General features: G+C 39.3%; 18 protein-coding genes. 13 read left to right on the top strand and 5 right to left on the bottom strand.

What is annotated here, in order from left to right; all coding sequences use genetic code 11:
- Positions 1-55 precede the first annotated feature (55 nt).
- Both J1N10_RS08355 and J1N10_RS08350 read left to right on the top strand, forming a co-directional pair.
- On the top strand, positions 56-1162 hold the full coding sequence (locus J1N10_RS08355) for an Sb-PDE family phosphodiesterase (protein WP_262326239.1): 1107 nt from the start codon (positions 56-58) through the stop codon (positions 1160-1162).
- 304 nt (positions 1163-1466) lie between these two features.
- Complete coding sequence (locus J1N10_RS08350; protein WP_262326238.1) at positions 1467-2909, top strand: leucine-rich repeat domain-containing protein; 1443 nt, start codon at positions 1467-1469, stop codon at positions 2907-2909.
- Positions 2910-2964: 55 nt separating this feature from the next.
- Here the strand turns inward: J1N10_RS08350 and J1N10_RS08345 are convergent, their stop codons facing one another.
- Positions 2965-3519: a hypothetical protein gene (locus J1N10_RS08345; protein ID WP_262326237.1), complete on the bottom strand. Its 555-nt coding sequence runs from the start codon at positions 3517-3519 to the stop codon at positions 2965-2967.
- A 460-nt stretch (positions 3520-3979) separates the two neighbouring features.
- Here J1N10_RS08345 and J1N10_RS08340 point away from each other — a divergent pair, with 460 nt between their 5' ends.
- From J1N10_RS08340 to J1N10_RS08300, 9 genes are all read left to right on the top strand, one after another.
- Positions 3980-5431 (top strand): endonuclease, encoded by a 1452-nt coding sequence (locus tag J1N10_RS08340; protein ID WP_262326236.1) that lies wholly within the window; start codon positions 3980-3982, stop codon positions 5429-5431.
- Between the two features lie 25 nt (positions 5432-5456).
- Positions 5457-8183 (top strand): TonB-dependent receptor, encoded by a 2727-nt coding sequence (locus J1N10_RS08335; protein ID WP_262326235.1) that lies wholly within the window; start codon positions 5457-5459, stop codon positions 8181-8183.
- Positions 8184-8219: 36 nt separating this feature from the next.
- Positions 8220-10094: a DUF5689 domain-containing protein gene (locus J1N10_RS08330; protein ID WP_262326234.1), complete on the top strand. Its 1875-nt coding sequence runs from the start codon at positions 8220-8222 to the stop codon at positions 10092-10094.
- Positions 10095-10129: 35 nt separating this feature from the next.
- Entirely contained in the window at positions 10130-11884 is a 1755-nt protein-coding gene (locus J1N10_RS08325) for a DUF4493 domain-containing protein (protein WP_262326233.1), read from the top strand.
- 66 nt (positions 11885-11950) lie between these two features.
- Positions 11951-12970 (top strand): endonuclease/exonuclease/phosphatase family protein, encoded by a 1020-nt coding sequence (locus tag J1N10_RS08320; protein WP_262326232.1) that lies wholly within the window; start codon positions 11951-11953, stop codon positions 12968-12970.
- A gap of 4 nt (positions 12971-12974) precedes the next feature.
- Positions 12975-14114: a DNA/RNA non-specific endonuclease gene (locus J1N10_RS08315; RefSeq protein ID WP_262326231.1), complete on the top strand. Its 1140-nt coding sequence runs from the start codon at positions 12975-12977 to the stop codon at positions 14112-14114.
- A 206-nt stretch (positions 14115-14320) separates the two neighbouring features.
- Positions 14321-15145, top strand: coding sequence for an alpha/beta fold hydrolase (locus J1N10_RS08310; RefSeq protein WP_262326230.1), 825 nt, complete (start codon positions 14321-14323; stop codon positions 15143-15145).
- Positions 15146-16885: a PAS domain-containing sensor histidine kinase gene (locus J1N10_RS08305; RefSeq protein ID WP_262326229.1), complete on the top strand. Its 1740-nt coding sequence runs from the start codon at positions 15146-15148 to the stop codon at positions 16883-16885.
- A 190-nt stretch (positions 16886-17075) separates the two neighbouring features.
- Positions 17076-20303, top strand: coding sequence for a hybrid sensor histidine kinase/response regulator (locus J1N10_RS08300; RefSeq protein WP_262326228.1), 3228 nt, complete (start codon positions 17076-17078; stop codon positions 20301-20303).
- On the opposite strand, the gene radA is transcribed toward J1N10_RS08300, so the two are convergent.
- The 4 genes from radA to panC all read right to left on the bottom strand — a co-directional run bounded on the left by radA (position 20300) and on the right by panC (position 23555).
- The gene (radA, locus tag J1N10_RS08295; RefSeq protein WP_262326227.1) at positions 20300-21667 is read right to left on the bottom strand and encodes a DNA repair protein RadA; all 1368 of its coding nucleotides are present in this window, start codon (positions 21665-21667) and stop codon (positions 20300-20302) included. The genes J1N10_RS08300 and radA overlap by 4 nt on opposite strands.
- A 53-nt stretch (positions 21668-21720) precedes the next feature.
- On the bottom strand, positions 21721-22215 hold the full coding sequence (gene rfaE2 / locus J1N10_RS08290) for a D-glycero-beta-D-manno-heptose 1-phosphate adenylyltransferase (RefSeq protein ID WP_262326226.1): 495 nt from the start codon (positions 22213-22215) through the stop codon (positions 21721-21723).
- Between the two features lie 138 nt (positions 22216-22353).
- Positions 22354-22704: an aspartate 1-decarboxylase gene (panD, locus tag J1N10_RS08285; RefSeq protein ID WP_262326225.1), complete on the bottom strand. Its 351-nt coding sequence runs from the start codon at positions 22702-22704 to the stop codon at positions 22354-22356.
- Positions 22705-22709: 5 nt separating this feature from the next.
- Positions 22710-23555, bottom strand: coding sequence for a pantoate--beta-alanine ligase (gene panC / locus J1N10_RS08280; RefSeq protein ID WP_262326224.1), 846 nt, complete (start codon positions 23553-23555; stop codon positions 22710-22712).
- A gap of 256 nt (positions 23556-23811) precedes the next feature.
- Between panC and J1N10_RS08275 the strand changes: the two genes are divergently transcribed.
- Both J1N10_RS08275 and J1N10_RS08270 read left to right on the top strand, forming a co-directional pair.
- Positions 23812-24618 (top strand): glycogen/starch synthase, encoded by an 807-nt coding sequence (locus J1N10_RS08275; RefSeq protein WP_262326223.1) that lies wholly within the window; start codon positions 23812-23814, stop codon positions 24616-24618.
- A gap of 12 nt (positions 24619-24630) precedes the next feature.
- Entirely contained in the window at positions 24631-26379 is a 1749-nt protein-coding gene (locus tag J1N10_RS08270) for a DUF4270 domain-containing protein (RefSeq protein ID WP_262326222.1), read from the top strand.
- Positions 26380-26562: the final 183 nt, after the last annotated feature.

Raw genomic sequence — 26562 nt, 5'->3', positions numbered from 1 at the left:
TGATTAACTCAAATGGTTTCTTACTTTTACTGTAGTATCAGCTAACTATTAAAAGATGAAAAAATTACATTTATTTCTTATTGCCAGTTTATTTTGCGGGAGTTCGATATGGGCTCAACAAAATGCGAATAATATCCAGCTAGGCCTGGAGAAAAAAGCGCAGCGCAAAAACATAATCATACCTGACATTGAAGGTTTCCAGACGCTTAAAGGTGATTTTCATATTCACACTGTTTTTTCCGATGGATTAGTCTGGCCAACTATCCGTGTGCAGGAGTGCTGGACCGAAGGCATAGATGTAATGGCCATTACTGACCACCTGGAGTATCGGCCACATCAGGATTTTATGAGCAAAGGACATAATCATTCCTATAACCTGGCAGTAAATGAGGCGCAAAAGAAAAATATCATACTCATAAAAGCATCAGAGATAACGCGCCAAATGCCACCGGGACATTTAAATGCATTATTTATTAATGATGCAGATACGCTTCATCAGGGGCAGGTTGATGAGGTTTTTAAAATGGTTAAAAAACAAAAAGCCTTAATGATCTGGAATCATCCCGGCTGGAAGGCTCAGCAGCCCGATACTTGTCTGATTTATGAAGTACATGAAAAGCTGATTAAAGAGGGGCTCATCCAGGGGATGGAAGTGATGAACTACAATGAATGGTATCCCATTGTATTGCAGTGGTGTATCGATTATAACCTGGCAGTTTTTGCTAATAGTGACATTCATGGCGTAAGTGCTTATACCTATGATGTTAAAACAGCGCATCGTCCAATGACTTTGTTATTCGCAAAGGAGAGAACACAGAATGGTGTTCGTGAAGCGATTGAATCGGCCCGCACCATTGCCTGGTTTGAACAGCAATTGGCAGGTCCGGAAGATTTGATAAAGCAGTTGTTTGACGCTTCCGTTAGCCTTCAACCAGCTTTTTATACTGACGATAAGTATCAATATATGGAGTTCACAAATTTGAGTGATATTCAATTCTCATTCAGTAACGAAACCATTGGTAATGGGGCACCCGATAAGTTTGTGCTTCAACCTCGAAAAACCATTGTTATTCGTCTTGACAAGGATGCTGAATCTTTTAAAGTTACAGTGGATAATTGTCACACAGGAATGTTTAAGAACCTTGAAACAGATTTGATGTAAAACAACAGGCAGAATAGCTGATAAAGTTAATGCCGCTGTTCGAAGAGCCATCTCGTTATAGAGATGTTTTTTTTCGTTTAATGGACGCATTTATGATGTGTTTGTAACTGCGAATTTGATGTTAACATCCAGTATATGACAATTTAGAATATTTGCTTGTAATGTTCGGTATAACTTTTTGTAACCTAAGGATTTTGAGTCAGTAGAAAGGGCTATAACCTTATAGAGCTAGTACGCACCTGTGATGACTTATCTTTTGGGGAAGGATATGTAGGAGGGCTTAAGTTCTTTATAAAACAATTAAATGAAAAAAATAGTATTGGGAATGATGCTGGGACTAATAGGTCTTGCAGCTACTGCACAAAGAATTGATGAATTTAAAGCCGAAACATCTTATTTAACTTATCCGCGAATTCCGGTTAAAGACATCGACTGGAGTCAGATTAAGGCCGAAGTGGCTCACACCGACATTACGATGGGCGACAAAACGATGCACAAAGGGGCCAACCTGTGTAAAGCCAAAGGGGCCAGCCTTAAAGATGCCAAAGTGATTGAGAATTATTACTACGAGGTAAAGCACAAAACACCATCGGGCATTTTGCGCATTACAGATAATGCTGGCAAAGTATTATTTAGCAAAAAAACGTCTGAAGCAGGCAATTCAAGCACCATGTTTGGTAAAGACGATTGTTATTTTCTGGAAGCCATATTGGTTGATGTTTGGAAAAAGCAAGGTGAGGCTTACAAGGAAATTGTTGCAGCGGATGAATTTGCACATATACAGGCCAATGCCCAGGATTTTGTAAATAAGTCGGTGATGTTCCGTTATGTGCCTGAAGAAATTGAGGTGTTCTACCCAAAAACCAGCAAAGAGCATAACTACGATGCCTTACAAACGGTAGCACAAGAGACTGCTGAGGCTTATAAACTGCTGAATGCTGATTATCAGAATGTGGAGGCAAAAGCCACACTGGAGAAGGCCATTGCTGCCTGGGGAAAAGAGCTGGAGCAGACCAACCTGAACGATCGCAAATCGCGCATTAACAAAAAAGTGGCAGCTACTCTACGTGCCAATATGGCTTTAGCATATGCTTACATGCACCAATATAATGAGGCCATTGTGCAAGTGAATAAAGCACTTAATATTTACTCGGGCACTTCTAATAACCGTACCATGAAATGGGAGGTTCTACGTGATCGTTGTAACGAACAAAACGCCTACTATCTGTTAAACAAAGATGCAGAAGTTGATTTAACTGAGCGTAAGGTAGTGGTTGAAAACCGCGGACTGGAAGCTTATGAGGCATTTAAGAGCGATTATAGTGCCTATAATTCAAAGCAACAAATGGAGGAGTATGCAGCAGCAAAAGATGCGCAGGATAAAGCAATTGCTTCTGGTGAGTTAAATAAATACGAAGGCATGGTATCGCATACAGCCACACAAGGTTATATGTTAATGTATATGTCATTTAATAAACTAGGTGAGTTTCCGGAAGAAGTGTGTGAGTTGACTCAATTAAATCAGATATATTTTAAGAATCAGAATATTGAAAGTGTTCCTGAAGAAATTGGTCAGTTGACTCAGTTGAAGAAACTGGATTTATCTAAAAACCAAATCAAAAGTATCCCTGATGAAATAGCCAACTGTAAAGAATTGAAGACACTAATTCTTAAGGGGAACCCGCTTCCTCAAAGTGAGCTTGATAAGCTTTCGAAATTATTGCCTGATTGCAAGATTAAGATGTAGAAACAGTATACCGTTTATTATTAAAAGCCACCTCGTTATGGGGTGGCTTTTGTGTTTATTTAGTCAAATAATACCGGACTGAAATAGCGGCTCCAAAGTCATATACAATTCCACTGGCATCGCCAGGTTTATAGGCATGAGGCTCTTCATGACCTATACCTAAAAAAGCATTGCAACTTGTTGTAAGTTTCTTAAAAATGGTAGTTTCTACCCCTGCTCCGAAGTTGCACATGTAAAATTTACTATCGTAATATTTATCATCGGCCCACTTATAGCTGAAATGTATTTGATAAAACATCCTAGTCTTTTTGAGATTTTTGTAGGGATATATCTGACAGCCAATAGCGAGAACGTTTCGGTAGTAATCCAAATCATCTGCCGATGTGGCAATATCGTTTTCTTGAAATGTGCTGCGTTTTCCGTAGTGAGTAAACACTACCAGCTTGTTGAATTTATAGCCAATCATAGGCGATAGTTCAAAACTTTTAGAATGAAAGGAGTAAGCGTTGGCACCAATGATGAATCCTTTTTGTTGGTTAAAGCTATTGTCTTGGGCAAACAGCACTAATTGAGACATTAGTAAAAGCAGGGTAATGCATAGGTTTTTCATAAACGAATTGTGAGGTTAGAAATGTCTTCGAAAATAAATACTTAATTGAGGAAAGCCAAAAGGAATGTTGTAAAAAGTATTCTTAATATTTGTTATAAATATAAGGTTTGTATAGAAGGCTTATTGGTTTTATTATGGTTAAATTATTAGTTCTTTTTTGTTAACTTCTGACCACTGCATTAAAATTTATTGACTATTAAATTAATTTTTATTCCTCTGTTATTCTGTCTTTAAATGGTTCGGGTTAATTAACTATTAAGTTTTAAAAAATACAGACCGACCGTTTGGTCTAATGCAAAGAATTACATTACTTTGTTGCGCATGAAAAAAATTACCGATATAAAATGTCATTGACATAGAATAACCTAACCCAATCGAACCGGTTTATTCGATTTTGATGTGCATTGTGGTAATCAGTAAGATACGTTTATACTAAACACACATCTATAATTTAAACAAAATGAATAAATCAGTCTGTCAGCTTCTGTTGGTGCTATTTGTTTTAGGTTTTGTTGCCTGCGATAAAGAGGATGTAGCAAAAACAGAACCCACCAATGAAGTTCATTTAAACTTTGACCTGAAAGGCATTAATGCTTCATTGTTAGATAATCACCTGCTGGAAATCAGGAATTCAGAGGGAGAAGTAATAAAGGAATTTACCGATTTAGAAAACCTGCCAAGTCAGTTGGATTTAGCGGGTGGAGACTACGATGCTGTTGTTTACTCTGAGTTAGTAACTCCCGCTTTTGAACAGCCATTATATGGAGGAAAGCAAAGCTTCACAGTGAGTGACCAGCAAACCAGTAGTTTAAACATAACAGTTACACAGGCCAACTTTGGTGTTAAAGTGGTTTATGCCGATGATTTTAAAGCGGATTATACCAACTATTCAACGGTTATCACAAGTGCCGATGGAAGTCTGAGTTATCCATCAACCGAAACACGTTTTGGTTATTTTGTAAAGGGCCCAATAACGGTAACTTTGACATATACTGATGGTGATGGAGCGGTTCAGACTGAAGAAAATGTGCTGGCTGCCGATAATCCATCAATTGCTCCTGGTACTGCATTAACCATCAAATTTCAGGCTGGTGATAATGCCACTTACACTGGCTATTATGCTGATGCTTCTGGCAAAACAGGTCTCGAGCTAAAATCGACCTTGGGAGATATTATTTCAAGTGGTTTTAGAGACAGAAGTTATGGTGATTTATGGGATATCTACAAAAAATCCGATATACGCCCAGATGGCACAATCTGGGATATGTATTCAGATAATCCCAACGGGCCGGAAGCATATACTTATAGTCCGGGAAGTGACCAATGCGGAAACTATTCTGGCGAAGGAAGTTGTTATAACCGCGAACACTCAGTGCCTAAGAGTTGGTTTAATGATGCTCAGCCAATGCATGACGACATGGTGCATTTGGTACCAACAGACGGCTACGTCAATAGTATGCGTAGTAATTATCCTTTTGGCGAAGTTGGTAGTGCAAGCTGGGATTCCTCAAATGGTTCTTTGGTTGGCTCTGCTCGTAGCGACCTTGGGTATTCAGGCACTGTTTTCGAACCTATCGATGAATACAAAGGTGACTTTGCCCGCATCTACTTCTATTTTGTTACTCGCTATGATGACCGAATTGCCGGTTGGGATAATGCAGTCTTCAGTAGTGACGCTTATGGAATGGAGCAATGGGCCATCAATATGTTTTTAGAGTGGAGCAAGAATGATCCGGTGAGCGATAAAGAAAGAAATCGTAACAATCACATCGAAGATTTCCAGAACAACCGTAATCCATACGTCGACCATCCGGAATTTATCAACAAAATTTGGGGGCAATTAAAATCGACTCAGCAGCTAAAAAGTGGCATTGCCGTTAAGGCAAGCGAATTAAGCTTCTCAGTCAACTAAATCAGGGATAGAAAAAAATCAACTTATGAAGTTACTTACATTATTAGCTCTATGTTGTCTCAGCTTTTCGTTGTTGGCACAAAACAGCGGACTAAAAGGAGTCGTTGTGAATGCCGAAACGGGGAATACAATAGAAGGAGCTAAGGTCACTCTGGAAAGAAGCAATGTTTCTACTACAAGTGATCAAAACGGCACCTTTGAGCTAAAAGGAGTACCAGGAACAGAAACCTTAATTATTTCTTCTTCAACCATACAAACGATCACTCTTGAGGTACAAATTACAAGCAATGAGCTATTGGATCTGGGAGTGATTAAAGTTGAACCAACCACTGCTTATGTCAATGCCTTCTTTATTGGCGAAGACGAGATTAACATTGAGGATGATAATGACCAGGTTATTTCGGGCCTTTTGGTTTCATCCGATGATGTTTATCTCAGCAATGTAGGCTTCACTTTTAGCCCAATGCGTTTTAGAGTTAGGGGCTACGATCAGGAGATGACATCAACCTTTATTAACGGCGTTAATTTTAACAGTGCCGAACGCGGACGCTTCTACTATGGTAGTGTTGGCGGATTAAACGATGTGGTTAAGAATAAAGATGTGGTGAACGGCCTTGAAATGGGAACCTACAGCTTTGGTAACATTGGAGGTGCCACTAATATTAATATGCGTGCCAGCGATTATGCCCGTGGTGGACGCATCAGCACAAGCTACACCAATCGTTCGTATAACTTTCGCGTTATCGGGACTTACTCAACCGGACTAATGGATAATGGTTGGGCATTTACGGTTTCAGGTTCGCGTCGCTATGCCAAAGAAGGCTACATTGAAGGTACTTTTTACGATGCCTGGTCGTACATGCTGGCAGTAGAAAAAGTATTTAACGACAAGCACAGTTTATCGTTCACAACCTTTGGTGCACCAAGTGAACGCGGAAGTTCAAGTGCATCGTTTCAGGAGGTATACGATATAACAGGCGATAATTTATACAATCCCAATTGGGGCTATCAGAATGGTAAAAAGCGCAATGCCCGTGAAACAAAATCTTATGAGCCTGTAGCCATTCTGTCGCACGAATGGAAGATTAATGATGAAACTAAACTAACCACAGGTGTTGCCGGTCGCTACAGTATGTACAAGAAAACAGCGCTAAACTGGTATAAGGCCGAAGACCCTCGTCCTGATTACTACCGTTACCTGCCAAGCTACCAGGAAGACCCTGAAATAGCAGCTATGTATGAGCGCCTGTGGAGAAGCGATGAGACCATGCGTCAGATTAACTGGGACCGAATGTATGAAGTTAATAAGCTGAATAACGACGAAAACGATAAGTATGGTACCGAGAAGGGGTCCAGCTATATGATTGAAGGGCGCAATAACGATTACATGGAATTCACCTTCAACTCCACATTATCTACAGCCATTAACGAGCGTTTTAAGATAGTGGGAGGGATTGAAGCACGCAAAACTATTGGCATGCACTACAAAACTGTTGAGGATTTGCTAGGTGGCTCGCATTGGGTTGATATTGACCAGTTTGCTGAACGTGATTTTAGTGGCGATTCTTATAAACTGCAAAACGATTTGAATAACCCGAATCGTAAAGTAACTGAAGATGACGTATTTGGTTATGATTATGAGATGCATCTTACTTCGGCCAATGCCTGGTTTCGCAACGATCATAGCTTCTTAAACTGGGACGTATATTATGGCGCTAAAGTAACATATACAGGTTTTTATCGTGAGGGTAACATGCGTAATGGTCGTGCACCGCTTAACTCATATGGCAAAGGTAAAGAGCACCGTTTTGGTGATATTGCTGTTAAAGCCGGAGGTAAATACAAGCTAAGTGGTCGCCATATTATGGTTTTTAATGCAGCCTACGAAACTCGTGCTCCTCTGCCTTACAATGCTTATTTATCGCCACGTATTAAAGATAATGAAGTACCGGGTATGGAGAATGGTGTTATTCAATCGGGCGACATCGGTTATATTATGAACCTGCCACGATTCAAAGGGCGTGTAACTGCATACTATACTTTGCTCGATAACCAAATGGAGATTGATAACTATTACCACGATGCCTATCGCACTTTTATGAATGTGGCCATGACAGGTATTCAAAAAGAATATCGTGGGGTTGAATTTGGTGCAGAAGCTAAGGTGACGGATCAAATCACCTTAACGGCTATTGGTAATGTGGGTGATTACCGCTACACCAACCGCCCGGAAGCAACATTCAGCTTCGATAACGGAAGCCAGCCCGATATTACGGAGACCATTTATCTGAAAAATTTCCATGTAGCAGGAACACCAAGTATTGCCGGAAGTTTAGGTTTAGACTATTTCCATCCGAAGATGTGGTTCTTCAATGTCAATGGGAATTTTTACGATCGTACCTACCTTGATGTGTCGCCAACCAGAAGAACAGAAGCTGCTGTTCAGTTCCCAACAGATGGTATGACAGAGGAAGAGATTGATGCTAAGCTTAAGGAAATTACCGGGCAGGAAGAGTTAGGTAGCAAATTCACCTTAGATGTTTCTTTAGGTAAACTAATTTATTTCGAAAATAGAAACAGTTTAAGTATCAATGTAATGGTTCAGAATGTGCTGAACAATACGGATATGCGAACAGGAGGTTTTGAGCAGGGCCGCTTCGATTTTACTGACTATAATGTCAATAAATTTCCACCGCGTTATTACTACGCACAAGGCTTAAACCTTTTTGTGAACCTTGGTTACCGTTTTTAATATTATCCAAATCAGAACAAGAAAAAACTAAATATAATGAAACTAAGAAAGTATAGCTTATTCGTTTTAACACTGATTGTAGGAGTGTTTACAGCGTGTGACAAAAGGGACTATGATGTGCCACCAATCACAGCGCCTATTTATAAAGGGGAAGCAACTCATACAATCAAAGAGTTTAAAGAGCAATTTACTGATGATTACCAGGAAATCGATTATCATGTAGTGATAAGTGGTATTGTAACCGCCAACGATGAGTCGGGTAACCTGTATAAAAAAATGATTATTCAGGATGATGATCGCGCCATTGAGATAGGTATTGATAAAAACAGCATTTACAATACGTTCCGCGTTGGCCAGAAAGTGTTTATTGAGTGCGAAGGGTTGTACACAGGCACCTATGGCGATAAACAATTAATTGGCTATAAGTATCAGAGCAATGGCGAATGGACTGTTGGACGCATGCCGGCTGAGATATTTGAACAGCATGTATTCCGACATGATTTTCCAGGTGATAAGCCAACACCGGAAGTGATTAAAATTGCCAATTTGGAGGACTCAATGAAAGACAAATTGGTGACTCTTGAGAATGTGAAGTTCACGCAAGGAGGACAAGTTACATTTGCTGATGATTCACAAAACTCTACATCTCGTGCCATTGTGGATGTAGACGGAAAGTCAATTATTACCTACAATAGTAAATATGCCAACTTTGCAAACAAAACACTTCCCAAAGGATGGGGTACACTTACAGGGATAATGTCGAAGCACCGTGATACATGGCAATTGGTAATTCGTGATACTTTAGATATTGGAACTTTTATAGATGACGGAACAGATCCGACCCCGGATCCTGATACGCCGGTAACAACTGTTGATGAAGATTTTGAAAGTGCAGCTGATTATGATCCTGCTAATATAAACGGATGGTCAGTAGTAAGTGTGTTAGGTGATCGCGATTGGCAGATCAGAACTTACTCAGACAATTACTATGCGCAAGCTTCTGCTCATAATGGAGCTGCTGAGGACTATGAATACTGGTTGATTACGCCGCTTATCGATTTTGATAACGCTACCAATAAAGTCATGTCGTTTGAAACGGCTAAATCATTTTGGAAAAGTACATCGTCATTGGAGGTTTACGTTTTAGATAGCAAGGAAATAGCCAATGCGGATCTCATTAAATTAGATGTGACATTGGCTCAGGAGAGTGATGGGGATAATACATTTATTCCATCTGGTGATGTGGATCTATCGGCACAAACAGGACAGAAATACATTGGCTTTAAGTACGTGGCTAAGGGAGGTTCCCAAAACTCAACAACTTTCCGCATCGATAACTTCAAATTTGGTATTGAAAGCGGCGGTGAAGAACCTGACCCTGTAACACCGGTTACAACAGTTAGCGAGGATTTTGAAAGTGGAAATGATTATGATCCGGCATCGATTAACAACTGGACTGTGGCCAAAGTTTTAGGCGACCGTGATTGGCAAATCAGAAAGTATACTGATAACGCATCAGGAACCAGCAATAATTACGCTCAGGCATCAGCTCATAATGGCAATGCTGATGATTATGAGTATTGGTTAATTACCCCAGCCATAGATATGGATAATGCGACGAATAAAACCATGTCGTTCGAAACTGCAAAAGCCTATTGGAATAGTACATCATCCTTAGAAGTATATGTGATGGATGGCACCGATCCGGCAGCCGCTACTGTTGAGCAAATTACGTCAGCGACCATCGCTCAAGAAAGTGATGCAGACCATACCTTTGTTGCATCAGGCAATGTTGACTTGTCGGCACAAACAGGCACAAAGTACATTGGTTTTAAATACGTCGCCAAAGGCGGTGCCAGTAACTCAACAACCTTTCGCATCGATAATTTTAAGTTTGGAGTAGCTGAATAATTATATTTTTTATCAAACAATTAAACCTAATTAAAATGAAAACAAAATTGCTTTCGATAGCGCTTGGCTTAGCCGTGCTATCTGGGTGCTCAAACGTTAAAGATGATGTATCTGAAACGGGTACATTAGAAATTAAATGTGGTGTTAATACGGCAGTTACCTTAAAGTCAACAGCGGCAGTTAATCCTAACGATTTTATCGTAAAGATTAAAGATGGACAGGACGCTGTGGTAAAAACATTTGATCCGGTATCAAGTGCGCCCGACCAGGTTGAGTTAATGGCAGGTGCTTATACAGTTGAGGCGCTTTCGGAAGAGTTTTCTGCTCCTGCATTCGATAAGCCAGTTTATGGTGGAGAAGTGGTAGTTGATGTGGTACCTGACCAAAATAATACGGCAGCTGTTAATTGTACTCAAACAAACGCTGGTGTTAAGTTCTTATGGACAGACGAGTTCAAAGCTGCCTTTTCAGAGTATGCAGCAAAAGTGAAGCTGTCGGATAAAGCCCTGGACTTTCCAAAAACAGAAGGCCGTACTGGTTATTTCCCTGCCGGTGATGTATCAATCGATATTACTATCGGTACTTCACCTAATGATGCTACTTATAGCAAAACATTTACGCTTAATGCCCGAGAAGTGGTAACAATCAAACCTGTTGCTTCCGATGCCGGTTCTGGTACTCTAACTGTGACCATTACAGTGGATGAAGATGTTACTGAGCGCGAAGAAGTATTTGTGATTGGTACAGGTGGTAATGGTGGTGGAAGTGAAACAAAACCATTAATTGATGAGGATTTTGAAAGTGGAACTGATGGAGGGACTGCTGCCATTAATGGATGGTCAGTGGCAAAAGTTCAAGGTGATCGGGATTGGCAGATTAAAGAATATTCAAGTAATAAATATGTGCAAGCATCTGCTCATAATGGAGCATCTGCTGATTATGAGTATTGGTTAATTTCGCCAGCTATCGATATGGATAATGCTACCAGTAAAATCCTAAGCTTCGAAACAGCAAAAGCATACTGGAAAAGTACATCTTCATTAGAAGTTTTTGTAATGGATGGTATTGACCCGGCAACAGCTAACGTAGAGAAGATTGATGCCAAGGTTGCTGCAGAAGGCGATGCGGATCATACCTTTATTTCTTCGGGAAATATTGATTTAGCGACACAGACCGGCACTAAATACATTGGTTTTAAATATGTAGCTAAAGGTGGTCAAAGTAACTCAACAACTTTCCGCATCGATAACGTTAAGTTTGGCGAAGGAAGTACATCAGGTGGAGGCGACACTGGCGGTGACGACACTGGTGGTGATGATACCGGTGGCGGCTCAACAGGAAGCGAAGTATTAGCCGAAGATTTTGCAGATTGTACAGGTACTGTTGATAACTCACCAGCTTGGAATGGAAATGCAAGTTTTCCAACAGTGTCAGAAAAAGTATATGCAACAAATAGTTCTGTTAAACTTGGCTCAAGTTCAACAGCTGGTTCAATTGAAACAAAAGCGCTTGATTTATCTGGTAACGGTGGTGCATTTGCAGTCTCTTTTAAAGTTAAAGGTTGGTCAGGTTCCTATGATACCAAGGTGGTTGTAGCATGTGGTTCCGAAGAGCAAACTTTGGATTTTACCAGCACAGGTAAAGATGGAGATTATGCTACTGTTTCAGCTAATTTCACCAATGGACAGGCAAGTTCAACTATTGTTGTCAAAAATGCGTTAAAAACAGATCCTGGTTATGAAGGTAAACCAATGCGCGTTATTATCGACAATTTTAAAGTAACACAATAAATCCCGTGTATTTTCCTAAAGAGGTAATCCGATTATTGGGTTACCTCTTTTAATTATATTTAAGTCATGAGAACTAAATTTATTCTTCTTTTGCTGATTGTTCTGAATGTATATGTGCAGGCTCAGAATAATAAGTATGCTGTGTATGGCGTTGCCTTTTATAATGTAGAAAACTTATTCGATACAGAGGATTCGGATGACACCAATGATGAAGAATTCACACCCAATGGAGGCTATCATTGGAATGAGATGAAGTATGATAATAAGCTAAAGAATATTTCAACGGTTCTCAACCAGTTGGGTAATAAATATTGTCCGCAAGGTCCGGCAATTATTGGCCTGTCTGAGGTTGAAAATCGCAAGGTACTTGACGACCTGGTGGCCTATGGTGACTTCGCAGAGAAGAAATACCAGATTGTGCACGAAGAGTCGCCTGATTATCGGGGTATTGATGTGGCTCTAATTTATAATCCTGACTTATTTAAGCTCGAATCATACAAAATCTTTCCATTCGTTTTGCCTGAAGATAATAAGTATAAAACACGCGATCAGTTATTGGTAACAGGTCATATTTCAGGTGAAAAAGTACATGTAATTGTTAATCACTGGCCATCGCGACGTGCAAAATCAATCCGACGTGAGCAGGCCGCCCAAGTAACACGAAGCATTGTTGATTCTCTGTTAAACGATGATGCCGCTGCCAAGATTTTTGTGATGGGTGATTTAAACGATGACCCAACTAACAACAGCGTTAAAAAGGTATTGAAGGGCAAGCGTAAAAAAGCAGATGTTAATAGCGATGAAATGTATAACCCATTCTGGGATTATTATGCCCAGGGAATAGGTACTCTTGCGTATAAGGGAAGCTGGAGTCTGTTTGACCAGATTTTGATGAGCAAAGGGCTTATTGGCTCTAATAAAAAGGAATTGTTCTTTTGGAAAGCAGAGATTTTCAACAAAGATTTCCTCATTAGCCAGGAAGGTCAGTTTAAAGGCTATCCAAAACGCACGCATTCAAAAGGCATATATTTAAATGGATATAGCGACCATTTACCGGTGATAACCTATATTGCAAAACAATTATAATGTAATGCAAAGTGCTGTAAAATCATATTTTAAAATATTGAGTTGTCTGTTGGTGGGCTCTTGTATGCTTTTAGCTTGTTCTAATAATGATTCAACTTCAGAATTAACATTTGAATTAGTGCCCAATCCAGGTGAAATTCCATCCAGTGGCGGAGAGTATGAGTTACATATTAAATCAAACACAGCATGGACGGTAGAAGAAGACCTTAACTGGCTCTCTGTTTCAACACCCTATGGTGAGGGAGATGCCATTGTAAGGGTTGATATTAGTGTGAACAAGGACGAAAAAAGAAATGCTCACATTAAGATATCAACCAGCGATAAGGTCGATTATTTACACATTGTACAAAGTAGCGATGATAATACAAATAATGGTAATGGCGGCAATACAGGCTTGGGAGATATCTCAAAACGTATTGAAATACCAGAATTATCATCGGATAATGATGCAATGTTCGTGGCGCATACACTTGAGCATGAAAGCAAGAAAATAGCCAATTTTAGTCTTGAGTATGTTAAATCTCAACGACATGCCCGATGGGTAGCTTTTACATATTACAACGAAACGGCAGGTAACAACGTTGGTCGAACAGATGCCTGGGCTGACGACCCTCAAATACCTGATGAATACCGCTCTGTTCGTCAGGATTTCTATGGCTTCGACCGCGGACATATTGTGGCTTCTTCTGACCGTGTTTATTGCGAGGAAGCCAATCGTCAAACTTTTTATTATTCAAATATGACACCAATGTACGGTAATTTTAACCGTTATATCTGGACTAAATTTGAAGGCGCAGTGCGTGATTGGGGTAGAAGTACCTCATTTAGAGATACCCTGTATGTGGTGAAAGGTGGCACACTTGATAAGGTGATTGAATATACGACATCAGATACACATGTGCCGGTACCAAAGTATTACTACATGGCTTTGGTCAATTATAAAAATAAAAAGTATTCCGGTCTCGCCTTTTGGATTGAGCATCGTGATAATTATAACTCAGGAAGTATTAAAGTAGATGAATATGCCATTAGCATCGACGAATTGGAAGCTAAAACAGGCATTAATTTCTTTCACAACCTACCCGATAATATTGAAGATGACGTTGAAGCGCATCTGATTAAATCGGATTGGGGAGGGATGTAGGAGCTTTAATGATATATTAAAGACCGCATCCTTATTTTGTTGGATAAACCAAAATACTCTATTTACATTTGCGCCGTTGTTAACTTGTAGAGATTAAGCTAATTGGCGAAAGGTCTTGTATCTTAAGTCTAAGGTATTACTTTCTATACACAGAATAGATTTTTCGAAAAATACTCCCTAACTTATTTGAGCAAAAAGCCAGCAAAATGCTCAAAAAGAAAGATCGACATAGTATTCTTATCGACGATCACGAATTGGTGTATTATCGTTGCGGACAGGGTGAGCCTTTGATGCTGGTGCATGGCATCACCACCTATTCGTTTATCTGGCGAATGGTAGTGCCATATCTTAACGACAATTTTGAACTAATAGTGGTTGATTTGCTGGGGTGTGGCGATTCCGACAAATCCATTGATGTGGAATTTTCCTTAAAGAACCATGCGAAAATACTGGCGAAGTTTTTGGAGGCATTACATGTTTCTAAAGTGCATTTGGTAGGGCATGATGTAGGTGGAGGTATTTGTCAGATTATGTCTGTTCGCTATCCCGAAAATATTTTGAGTTTATCGTTGCTAAATACGGTCGCCTACGATTTTTGGCCGGTACAACCCATTATTACCATGCGCACACCTATAATCAGGCAATTGGCTATGGCTTCGCTCGATTTGGGTGCGTTTCGTTTTATTGTCAAACGTGGCTTGTACCACACCGAGCGCTTGAACAAAGAGTTGATGGATTATTTTTGGTATCCCATGAGAAGCAGTGATGGGCGAAAGGCTTTCCTGTATTTCTCACACTGCTTAAATAATCAGGATCTTCTGGAAATATCAGATGATCTAAGACGGTTGCAGATACCGGTATTAATCATTCGGGGCGATAAAGATGTTTACCTAAGCCAGCAAATTGCCGAGAAACTACATAAAAATATTCAAACAAGTCGGCTGGTGCATGTGCCCAGTGCAGGCCATTTTATTCAGGAAGATGAGCCGGAGTTAATTGCTCAGTTTCTACTAACCTTTTTACTCCGATAAATGGATGACCGTAAAAATAAAATACGGGTGCTGGAAGACCGCGTAAAAATACTTGAAGAGGAGAATAATGCCTTGTCGAATCGGGTGGAGGAAATGCTGCTTCTCAACCTGATTAACGAAAGCTTTGAGTCTATTACCGATGAAACGGTTTTGCTGCAATCTGTTCTCGAAAAAATATCGATTCTAAAAAACATCACTTATTGTGCCTGTTACGACTATAGTTCGGGCAAGTGTATTTGTATTGTGCAGTATTGTGCTTTGCTGAATATTGAACCATGCCAGGGCGCTCTTTTGTTCTCCAATGAACTTATTGAAGAGTTTAATCACGAACCAATCATTCGGTTTAAAGTAAAACAGCGACCTGATGCTTTCAATTTTGTGCATACAGACAACTTATTTGAGCCCAACGAATTTTTGGCTCTAACCTTCCATACGCGCATACTAGAAAAAGGGGTGTTTGTTTTTATCAGTAATGGTAATTCTGCAGCCACCTTTTCCACTGATTTACATCCTTTTCATCAAATCATACAAATTGTGGTAGAGAAATGGGATCGTTTGTGCTTACTTAACGAATTACAAAAGCTTAACCATGAACTGGAAGATAGGGTTAAAAGTCGGACAAAGGAGCTTCAGCAAAGCGAAGAAAAATACCGCCAGCTATTTAACGTAGCCAATGATGCCATTTTTTTATGGGAGATAGTGAACGAGGAAATGATTGGTTGTATTGAGCTAAATGATGCTGCGCATAAGTTGACAGGCTATAGTTTAGACGAGTTAGCTACTATTAATCCCTTTATGCTTATCGATGACAAGTATTCTGAAAAAGAAAAAAGAATACTTGAAAAGAAATTTTTAAAACCAAGTTCAATATATAAAGCAACAATTAAAGGTAAATACAAACCAATATCACTAGAGGTGCATACTCGTCGCTTCTCCCTTTTAAATCGCGAACTTATTCTGGCTATTTGTCGCGATATTAGCGAACAGCAGGCCTACGAAAGAAGTATCGTAGAAGCCAGAAACAAAGCGGTGGAGTCGGAGAAATTAAAATCGGCTTTTTTGGCCAATATGAGTCACGAAATACGCACGCCGATGAATGCTATTGTTGGATTTAGTGAATTATTGGGTCAGGATAAAATGAGTGAAAATGAAGTGAAAATGTATTCGGACATCATTTTTAAGAACAGTATGCATTTGCTCAACCTGATTAATGATATTGTTGATTACTCAAAGATAGAAGCAGAGCAGGTGCATATTTATAATGAGGCTATCAATATAAATGAACTGATATCGGAATTGTCGATTAATATGATTTCGATGTTACATAATGCCTCAAAAAACCATATTGATGTGTTAACGCATACGCCCTTAAATAATAGTGCGTCGGTGATATTAACCGACGGAACCCGATTGCGGCAAGTGTTAAGCAATCTGATAAACAATGCTATTAAATTTACGGATAAAGGTTTTATCGAGATAGGTTATAAAGTTAAAGAGGCATTTCTTGAATTTTTTGTTCGCGATACTGGTATTGGAATTGAAAAGGAGCATCAGGAAAAGGTTTTTGAGCGTTTTGTGCAGTTAAGAAACGAACAGGCGGTGAATGTTGGTGGTACTGGTTTAGGCTTAGCCATCTGCTCTAATTTAGTAGAAAAAATGAAAGGAAAAATGTGTTTGAGCTCAAACTCGGGAAAAGGCTCAACTTTTTATTTTACCATTCCATATGTTGTAAATGACTGATAATAAATCAGGCCTTTGGTCAGATTTTAATAAATGAACAAGGGTCTTTATTCTTTTTTTCTTAGCTTTAAATCAAGCTTATCCATTAAACTATCGCCGTTTGAATATTAGCAGAGTAATAATATTGATTCTTTGGGCTATCACTTTTCAATGTAGCTTGGCTAACAAATCTGATTTAAGGTTCAATCATTTGACCATTGATCAAGGTTTGTCAAACAATTACGTTACATCAATTTTGAAAGACGCGCAAGGTTTTATCTGGATTGGAACCTCCGATGGTTTAAATCGTTATGATGGATACGATTTTCAATTGATAAACAGTTATGGAGAGGGTGATTTAAAATTGAGCAATAATATCATCAATTGCCTGTTTGAAGATTCGGACGGTTGCTTATGGATTGGCACCATGGGCGGTGGACTCAACCGATTAGATAATGCACGCAGTACCGTTACGCATTTCGAATATGATACTTTAAAAAACAGTATTAGTTCCAACCATGTTTTCAAAATCGTTGAAGATAAAAGTGGTGCTATCTGGATTGCCACCGGTGGTGGATTAAACAAATTTGATCGTAGAAACGGACAGTTTAGCCACTTTAATGAGGCCGACGGTCTGGGCCACGATAACCTCGTATCCATGGAACTAGATGAGGATAAACTGTGGATCGGTACCTATGGAGGAGGAATCAACATATTTAATACCAAAAACAATGAAATTTCAACATTAATCACACCAAGTGGTATAATCGACAGTGATTTGGTGTGGGATATATTTAAAGACAGTGATGGTTTAATTTGGATAGCGACCGAAAAGGAAGGTTTATGTTATTATAATCCGAAAACTAAGAGCTATAGATATTTTTTGCAAAAAGAAGGGGCTTACAATTTTTTGAATAATAATTTCCCTGTTAATATAACTGAGGACGAAAAAAAGCGCATCTGGATTAGCACTGATCAAGGTGGACTTTATTGCTATACTAAAGAGGATGATAAATTTAAAAACATTGTCAACAATCCTTATTTGATTGAGAGCATTAAGACGAATGCGCTTACCAGATTGCTTATTGATGATAATAATATGCTGTGGGTTGGTACCTACGACAAAGGTGTTTCTTTCACCAATTTAAATCAGGAAAACATTATTCATATTACTCACCAGGTTGATGATCGAAGTAGCTTGTCGAATAAAAGCGTTAACTGCATTTATGAAGATTCGGATGGTGATATTTGGATAGGGACTGAAAACGGACTTAACAAAGTTGATACGGATTTTAATGTTATTCAAAAATACGATTTAAGTAATGGCTTAAGCGATAATGTGGCTTTATCGGTTCTGGAGGTGGATAATGAATTATGGATTGGGACTTATACAGGAGGCATAAGTGTTTTTAACAAAGAAACGGGTCAATTCCGTTATCTTAACAAAGCGTCTGCTAATGATGAATCGCGGTTAACAAGCGATTTTGTGAGGGTACTATTTAAAGATTCGCATGGGTTAATTTGGATTGGTACGGTAAGGGGCGGTGTTGATGTGTACAATCCTGCAACAGGAAAAATCACCAATTATCCTAATACTTATCCCGAAGGGGCTTATCTGAATAGTAGTAATGTGATGTCTATATATGAAGATGAGGAATCAAATATTTGGTTAATGACCTATGGTGGGGGAATTAACAAATTCGACCGGGCATCACAATCCTTTTCTTATTATATGCATTCAAAGGAAAATAAGAGTTCACTATCGAGTAATCAAGCCATTTGCCAATTGTTTGATAGTAGAGGAAATTATTGGGTTGGAACCAACTTCGGATTAAACCGGCTTAATGCCGATAGGCAAAGCTTTACCTCCTTCTATATGGAAGACGGGCTTGTGAGCAATGCGGTAGTGGGTTTGGTTGAGGATAATGATGGCAACCTTTGGATAACGACTCAAAACGGATTGAGCCTTTATAACCTTGAAACTGGCATATTTTCCAATTATTATCGTGAGGACGGCTTGCAGGAGAACGTATTTCACTACAATGCGATAACTCGCCTGAAAAACAACGATATTGTTTGTGGTGGAATTAATGGTATTAATGTTTTTAAAGCGGATGTTAAGCTTGAAGTTCGTCAGCCATTTCCTGTAATTATAACCGGCCTGTCTGTATTTAACAAACAGGTGAATTTTGGGACGGAGATTGATGGAAGAGAGATTTACGAAGGGCATTTGAGTGAGACCAATGCTATCAATCTATCGTACAAGGATAAGTTGTTTGAACTAACGTATTCAACCCTCGAGTATCGTAATGCGAAGCAAACCAGTTACCAGTATAAAATTGATGAGCTGCACGATGAATGGATTAACCTGGGAAGTAAAAATCACATCTCGTTCCATAACTTAACGCCTGATAATTATACCTTTAGAATAAAGTCAATTATCACGAACGGAAAGCTCGAAAGCGAAGAAACGGTATTGGCAATTAATATTGCACCTCCATTTTATACTACTTATTGGTTTTATGTGCTAATGGTCGTGTTGTTTGTATCCTTAGTGGTAGCATTTTATTTTATTAAGAACCGAAGTGCACGAAGGCAACGGGCTATTTTACAACAAAAAGTTGCGGAGAAAACAAAAGAGCTATGGTTGGCCAATGAAAAACTGGAGAAGCACAAGGGTAATCTTGAGCAATTAATTAACGAACGTACTAAAGATTTAAAAGCGGCAAAAGAAAAAGCAGAAAAGGCAGATGCTCTAAAAACAGCTTTTCTGGCCAATATGAGTCATGAAATTCGTACCCCAATGAATGCCATTCTTGGTTTTATTGATTTATTAAATGAGGCAGAGTTGTCCATTGAAGATAGTACCTATTTTAAAGGTCTGATACAGTCTAATAGTATCACTCTTATGCGTTTAATTGATGACATAATGGATTTGGCACGCATTGAATCAGGCGATATATTTATCAAAAAGACGCGTTTTGAGATAACTGCCGAAGTCGAAAAAATTTGTGCCATTTACCATGGTGAAAACAATGATTTGAAGGAAGGAGTGGAGTTTATCTGTAATCGGATTGAACAACCAATTGAGGTATATACCGACCCTGTTCGATTAAAGCAGATAATTACCAACCTTATTAATAATGCCATAAAGTTTACCGAAAAAGGCTCAATTACCTTCAATTATAGCATCGAAAGTGGACGGATGTCCTGTTATGTCAGAGATACAGGTATTGGCATACCGCAAAAAGAGATTGGTAATATTTTTAATCGCTTCAATAAACTTGAAGGTTATTCCGAAAAAGTATACCGTGGCACAGGCCTTGGGCTTGCCATTACAAAAGAACTTATCCGTTTGTTGGGCGGACATATTTATGTTGAGAGCAAACAAGGCGAAGGCTCAACATTTTATTTCGATATTGATTTAACTGAAAACTAGGCAAATAAAAACTTAAAGGCTTCTTCTATTTTATTGGCTTTAATAATTTGAATATCAAATTTACCTAGCTCTACCCCTTTAACATAACTTGGGATGATGATGCTTTTGAAGCCTAACTTAGCCGCTTCGCCAATGCGCTGATCTAGGCGTGTTACCGGACGTATTTCTCCTGATAAGCCAACTTCTCCTGTCATGCAAATATCAGGCGATATGGCCATGTCCATGTTAGACGATAATACCGCCGTTATCACTGCCAAGTCAATGGCCGGGTCATTCACTTTTAGGCCGCCGGCAATATTGAGAAAAACATCTTTTTGAGCCAGTTTGAAACCGGCACGTTTTTCCAACACAGCCAATAGCATGTTCAAACGGCGCAAGTCGAAGCCTGTAACCGAGCGCTGAGGGTTTTGATAAGCAGCAGTACTGGCTAGCGCTTGTACTTCAATCAGGAATGGTCGAACGCCTTCCAAAGCGGCTGAAATGGCCACGCCACTCATCTGCTTCTGCTGTGTGGCCAGTAATAATTCCGATGGGTTGCTGACTTCGCGAAGCCCCGTGCCCAACATTTCAAAAATACCAATCTCGTTGGTTGAACCAAAGCGGTTTTTAATCGAACGTAAAATGCGATACATGTGGTGGCGGTCACCCTCAAACTGTAGCACAACATCCACCATGTGCTCCAATACTTTTGGCCCTGCCAGGCTACCTTCTTTGGTAATATGACCGATTAAGAACACAGGAATATGCTTTTCTTTACAAACCCGCAGTATGGTGGCGGTGCACTCCCTTATTTGTGAAACGCTGCCCGGGGCCGATTCAATACGCTCGGTTTCCAAGGTTTGAACCGAGTCAACAACCAATACATCCGGCTTTTCATTGTCGATGTGTTTGGTGATGTGTTCCACCGAAACCTCACTTACTACATGGCAATTCTCAGCTGATGCACTTGAAATACGGTCGGCACGCAATTTAATCTGTTGTGGACTTTCCTCACCCGAAACATAAAGCACTTTTACATTGGGAAGGTTCAGCGCTGTTTGTAACACCAGGGTTGATTTTCCAATGCCAGGCTCACCACCAATCAATACCATAGCACCAGGAACCAATCCGCCACCCAGCACCCGGTTAAGTTCATCGTTGCCCGTGCTTAAGCGGGGTAATTCCTCCACCGAAACTTTCGAAACAGGCATGGGTTTTGTGCGTTCGGCAATCACCGTTCCCGGGCGGCTGTTTTTTGTTTTACCGGTTATTTTTGTCTCTTCAACAAAGGTATTCCACTCGCCACAAGCATAGCATTTACCTTCCCATTTGGGCGATTCATTGCCACAGTTCTGGCAAACGAAAACAGATTTGGTTTTGGCCATTTTATATTTTTTTGTATCTCGCGGAGTTAAGCTGATCTCTGCGAAAAATATCTTTACATTGACTCTTTTATTTTCTTAACAATGGAGGTAGTGGAAAAGCCTGGAACAAAATCAATGGTTTCAACTTTACCGCCTTTGGCCATCAGTATGTCGTAGCCAACAATGTCTTCGGCATTGTAATCACTTCCTTTGACCAGTATATCGGGCTGAAGCGCTTTGATTAATTCATAAGGCGTGTCTTCATCAAAGAATACGACTAAGTCGATAAATTGTAATGAAGCCATTAAAATGGCGCGGCTTTGTTCATCTACTACCGGACGCTGGGGACCTTTTAAACGTTGTACTGAAGCATCGGTATTTAGCCCAAGAATCAATTTAGAGCCTTTGTCTTTGGCTTTGGATAAATAATCGATATGTCCGCGGTGAACAATGTCGAAGCATCCATTGGTAAAAACCATGGTTTCACTGTTTTGACTCCATTGTTTTACTATTTCCTGCGCTTCTTCGCGGCTTTTAATCTTCGTATGTATTTTATCGAGTTGAGTCATTGTAGATGTTTATTTTGTATAATTGAGCTTTGCAAAAAAAAACGGCTCTTACGTTTCAAATAGTCAAAAATAATAAAACCCCGACATCTGTCGAGGTTCTACTATTATATTTTACGTTTGCCTTTTGGCTAATTCATCTTACACCAACGCATTGGTTGCGGTATCGGGGAAGATAAAAGTTGGTTTAAACGTTTTGGCTTCTTCCACTGACATATGGCAGTAGGTAATGATGATGATCACATCTCCAACAGCCACTTTACGAGCCGCAGCACCATTCAGGCAGATAACACCCGAACCTCTTTCTCCTTTAATCACATATGTTTCAAGGCGCTCGCCATTGTTGTTGTTCACCACCTGAACTTTTTCATTTTCAATGATGTTTGCAGCATCCATCAAATCTTCGTCGATGGTAATGCTTCCAACATAATTCAGGTTTGCTTCAGTCACTGAAACATTGTGCAACTTCGATTTTACAAGCTCAATATTCATGATCCCTATAATTTGTATGTCACGTTATCTATCAATCTAATTTCACCGGCAAATACCGCAATACAACCAACAATGTACTCACTCTCGTTCCAGTTGTCAACAGGCTGTAGCGTATATCCGTCCACTATCTCAAAATACTCAACATCTAATTCAGTATCAGTATTAATAGTATCTATAACTTGCTTTTTGACCCCTTCTACCGATGTATCGGGTACAAAGTTACATGATTCAAATAAAGTACGGGCAATCAGTGGTGCATTTTTTCGTTGAGCTTGGCTAAGCAACGTATTGCGCGAACTCATAGCTAAACCATCTTCTTCTCTCACGATGGCACAAGGAACCACTTCAACTGATAATTCAAGCTGCTTTGTCATGGCTCGGATAATAGCCAATTGTTGGAAATCTTTTAATCCAAAGAAAGCTTTATCGGGTTTAACCATGTCAAACAAACGGCTTACAACCTGTGCCACTCCATTAAAATGGCCTGGACGATATTGACCTTCCATCACAGTTTCCAAAGCACCAAAATTAAACTGACGATTATCTTCTTCAGGGTATACTTCATCCACCGCCGGGGCAAATACAAAATCGCATTTGACAGTCGATAGGGCATCTAAATCCGTTTGTAAGTCACGAGGATAGCGCTCCAAATCTTTTGAGTTGTTGAATTGCGTTGGATTAACAAAAATACTCACCACAACAATGTCACACTCATCGGCAGCCTGCTTCACAAGAGAAAGATGACCATTGTGCAGAGCGCCCATGGTTGGAACAAAACCTACTTTGCGCTTGCTTGCTGTAGCGACACTAATTTGTTTTTGTAGTTGTTTAACAGTATTAACTACCTGCATGGTTTATGTTTTTAATTGGCACAAAAACAGGTACTAAGCCTACTTAATTGTGTCAAGAAAATTTAGCTGGGCAAAGTAATAAAATACTTATCACATATATCCTAAAAAAAATCAAAAACCTTGTTAAAATGTACAGTCTTAATGTACATTTGCATATGTATATACAGTTATATTATTATGCAGCAAGGGCTTTATTTGTCAGGTGGTTTATTTTTCGTACTTTTGCATTTGCTAAAAATATTCTACCACTATAATAATGGAAAAAGCAAAAGTCTTATTCATCTCTCAAGAAATAACACCTTACCTTCCCGAGACAGAAATGTCTAAAATAGGTCGTTACCTTCCTCAAGGCATTCAGGAATCAGGAAAAGAAATCAGAACATTCATGCCGCGTTTTGGCTGTATCAACGAGCGCCGTAATCAATTGCACGAAGTGATACGTCTATCAGGTATGAACTTAATTATAGATGATACTGATCATCCGCTAATTATCAAAGTTGCGTCTATTCAGGCGGCTCGTATGCAGGTGTATTTTATCGATAATGAAGATTACTTTCAGCGCAAAGCTACATTGGTAGATGCTGATGGTAATGAATTTGAAGATAATGATGAGCGAACTATCTTTTTTGCCCGCGGTGTGTTAGAAACAACTAAAAAATTGCGATGGGCACCCGATGTTGTTCATTGTAATGGTTGGTTCACAGCTTTGGCGCCTTTGTATATTAAGAGAGCCATGAACGAAGACCCGCATTTCGCCAATTCAAAGGTAGTTTACACTGTTTACGACAATGAGTTCAAAGGCCTTTGGAGCGAGAATTTCAAAGAGAAATTAAAGCTGGAAGGTGTTGAAGATAGTGACTTAGAGGTGATGGCCGCGAATGACTATGTAAACCTAACGAAGTTGGCTATTTCTATGTCAGATGGTGTTATTCAGGGTAGTGAGACAATAAATCCTGAGATAAGTGAGTTTATTAAGCAGTCGGGTAAGCCATTTTTAGGTTATCACGACGAAGAAAGCTATGTTGAAGCCTACAATGGATTCTATGATTCATTGCTTGACTAACAAACAAAACGTATGAAGAAGTATTCTTTAAACAAGATATTATTATCAGCAGGCCAATTTATTTTGATTGGCCTTCTTTCTTTAACAGTAGCATGTAAAGATGAGCCTGCACGTTTAACAGGTGATGTATTGCCCGATGGAGAAAAGATTAATGGGCATAATTTTGATGAGCATTTACTTGCTACCAAAAATATTACCAGAGAAAGTGTGCGCACTGATGATGCCACTTATGGCATTATTGGTAAGTTTAAAGACCCTAAGTTTGGTAAAACAACTGCGGGTTTTGCGACTGATTTTTCGATTGGAAACAAGGTGGCATTTAGTGTAGATATACTTGATGTTACTGACCCGAATGATACGATAGAGCACAGCAACTATTATTTCTATCAGTTTAATAATAATAACGATACGATTGCTGATGTATGGGATGTTGATAGCCTTGTATTAAATCTTCAATACCAGTTTAATAATTGGTATGGTGAAATGTTGGATGAACAGCAAATTAATGTTTACCAGCTTTCAGGACCGCTAGGATCGATTTCGCAAGAGTTTTATAATGATCATGATATGACCGGGATGTACTATCCTGATGCGATTGCATCAATGACCGTTCACCCAAATAATGAAGTGCCTGATACCTTAAAATCGGAAAACTGGACTAACATATGGGCTTATCCAGATAGCTTATGGACATATCCGCAGTATTTATGGGATAATGTCAAGGTAGCAGCATCAAAAGATAGCTCGTGGTTAGATTCGGATTTCAATGGAAATACAACAACTACTAAAACATGGAGTTTTAAATTGAAAGATGAGTTGGCAAGTGAATTCTTTGAATTCACAGAGGATGATTTAGCGTCTACCGCTTCATTCAAAGATCTTTTTAACGGCATTTATGTGGCAATTGATGAGGGCGCAACACCGGACCAGATTGGATGGCTAACGAAGGTGAACCTGTTAAGTAGTTCATCTATTTCAACCAACTTAACGATGCATTTGTCGAGAGCACATAAGTATTTGAATAGTGAGTCAGAAATCAGAGACACCGTGTCAAATTATTCATACCAATTCCCGATTAACATTGAGAATGTTCGTTTTAACACTTATAAACACGACTTTGCTGAGACAGACATAGATTCTGATATTGAAAGTCCTGATCGTTTGTATGTGCAGGGAATGGCAGGTAGCTATATGCAATTGCAATTGCCTGAAGAGATTTTAACATGGACAGATTCTATTAAATCTCCTGAGAATATTGATGAAGATTACCATATGGTATCGAATATTGAGTTGTATATGGAAGTTGATACGGTAGCATCGAATCCTGAGCGTTATCCAATTCCTGAACAATTAGCAATAAAATGGCTGAATGATAAGGGTGAATTAGTTGACCCGATATATAAGATTGTCATTAATGGCAATGAAGTTTCCACACCCTTGTTTGGAGGAAATACCGATAGCCAGGGAAATAGGATTGGAATAGGGGAACGTGTTGGGCGACTAAGAGAAGATGGTGGTGTTGATTATTTGTATCGATTTATTATGCGGGCCGATTACTTTAATTACATCATGCGTAATGAAGACGGTGCTGGTTTAAACGATAAAGTGTTCTATGTTGGACCTGAAAGTACAACTGCCAACTTCCAGCGTGTAATACTATACAGTGGTGCAAAAGCCAATGAATCTGTTGAATTAGGCGGAGAGAAACTGGATAAGCGAATGAAGATGAATATTAAGTATTTTCAATATCGTCCACGATAGAGAGTATTAAGATATAAGCTTATGCGGGTTGTTCATTTTGAGCAACCCGCTTTTTGTATAAACACAAAATATCAATCGGAATTTGTAAAACTTCTCACTGCAGCACGTGAATGTCGTATCAATGACAATTGAGGGATCAAACAAAAGCAAACGTTCTGATTCGAAAGCAAAACATCTTATGTA

Origin of the sequence: Carboxylicivirga litoralis (genome assembly GCF_025499605.1) — a bacterium.
Classification (GTDB): Bacteria; Bacteroidota; Bacteroidia; order Bacteroidales; family Marinilabiliaceae; genus Carboxylicivirga; species Carboxylicivirga litoralis.
Note: the sequence above shows the minus strand (reverse complement) of the source record. Positions and strands in the feature narration are given on the sequence as shown.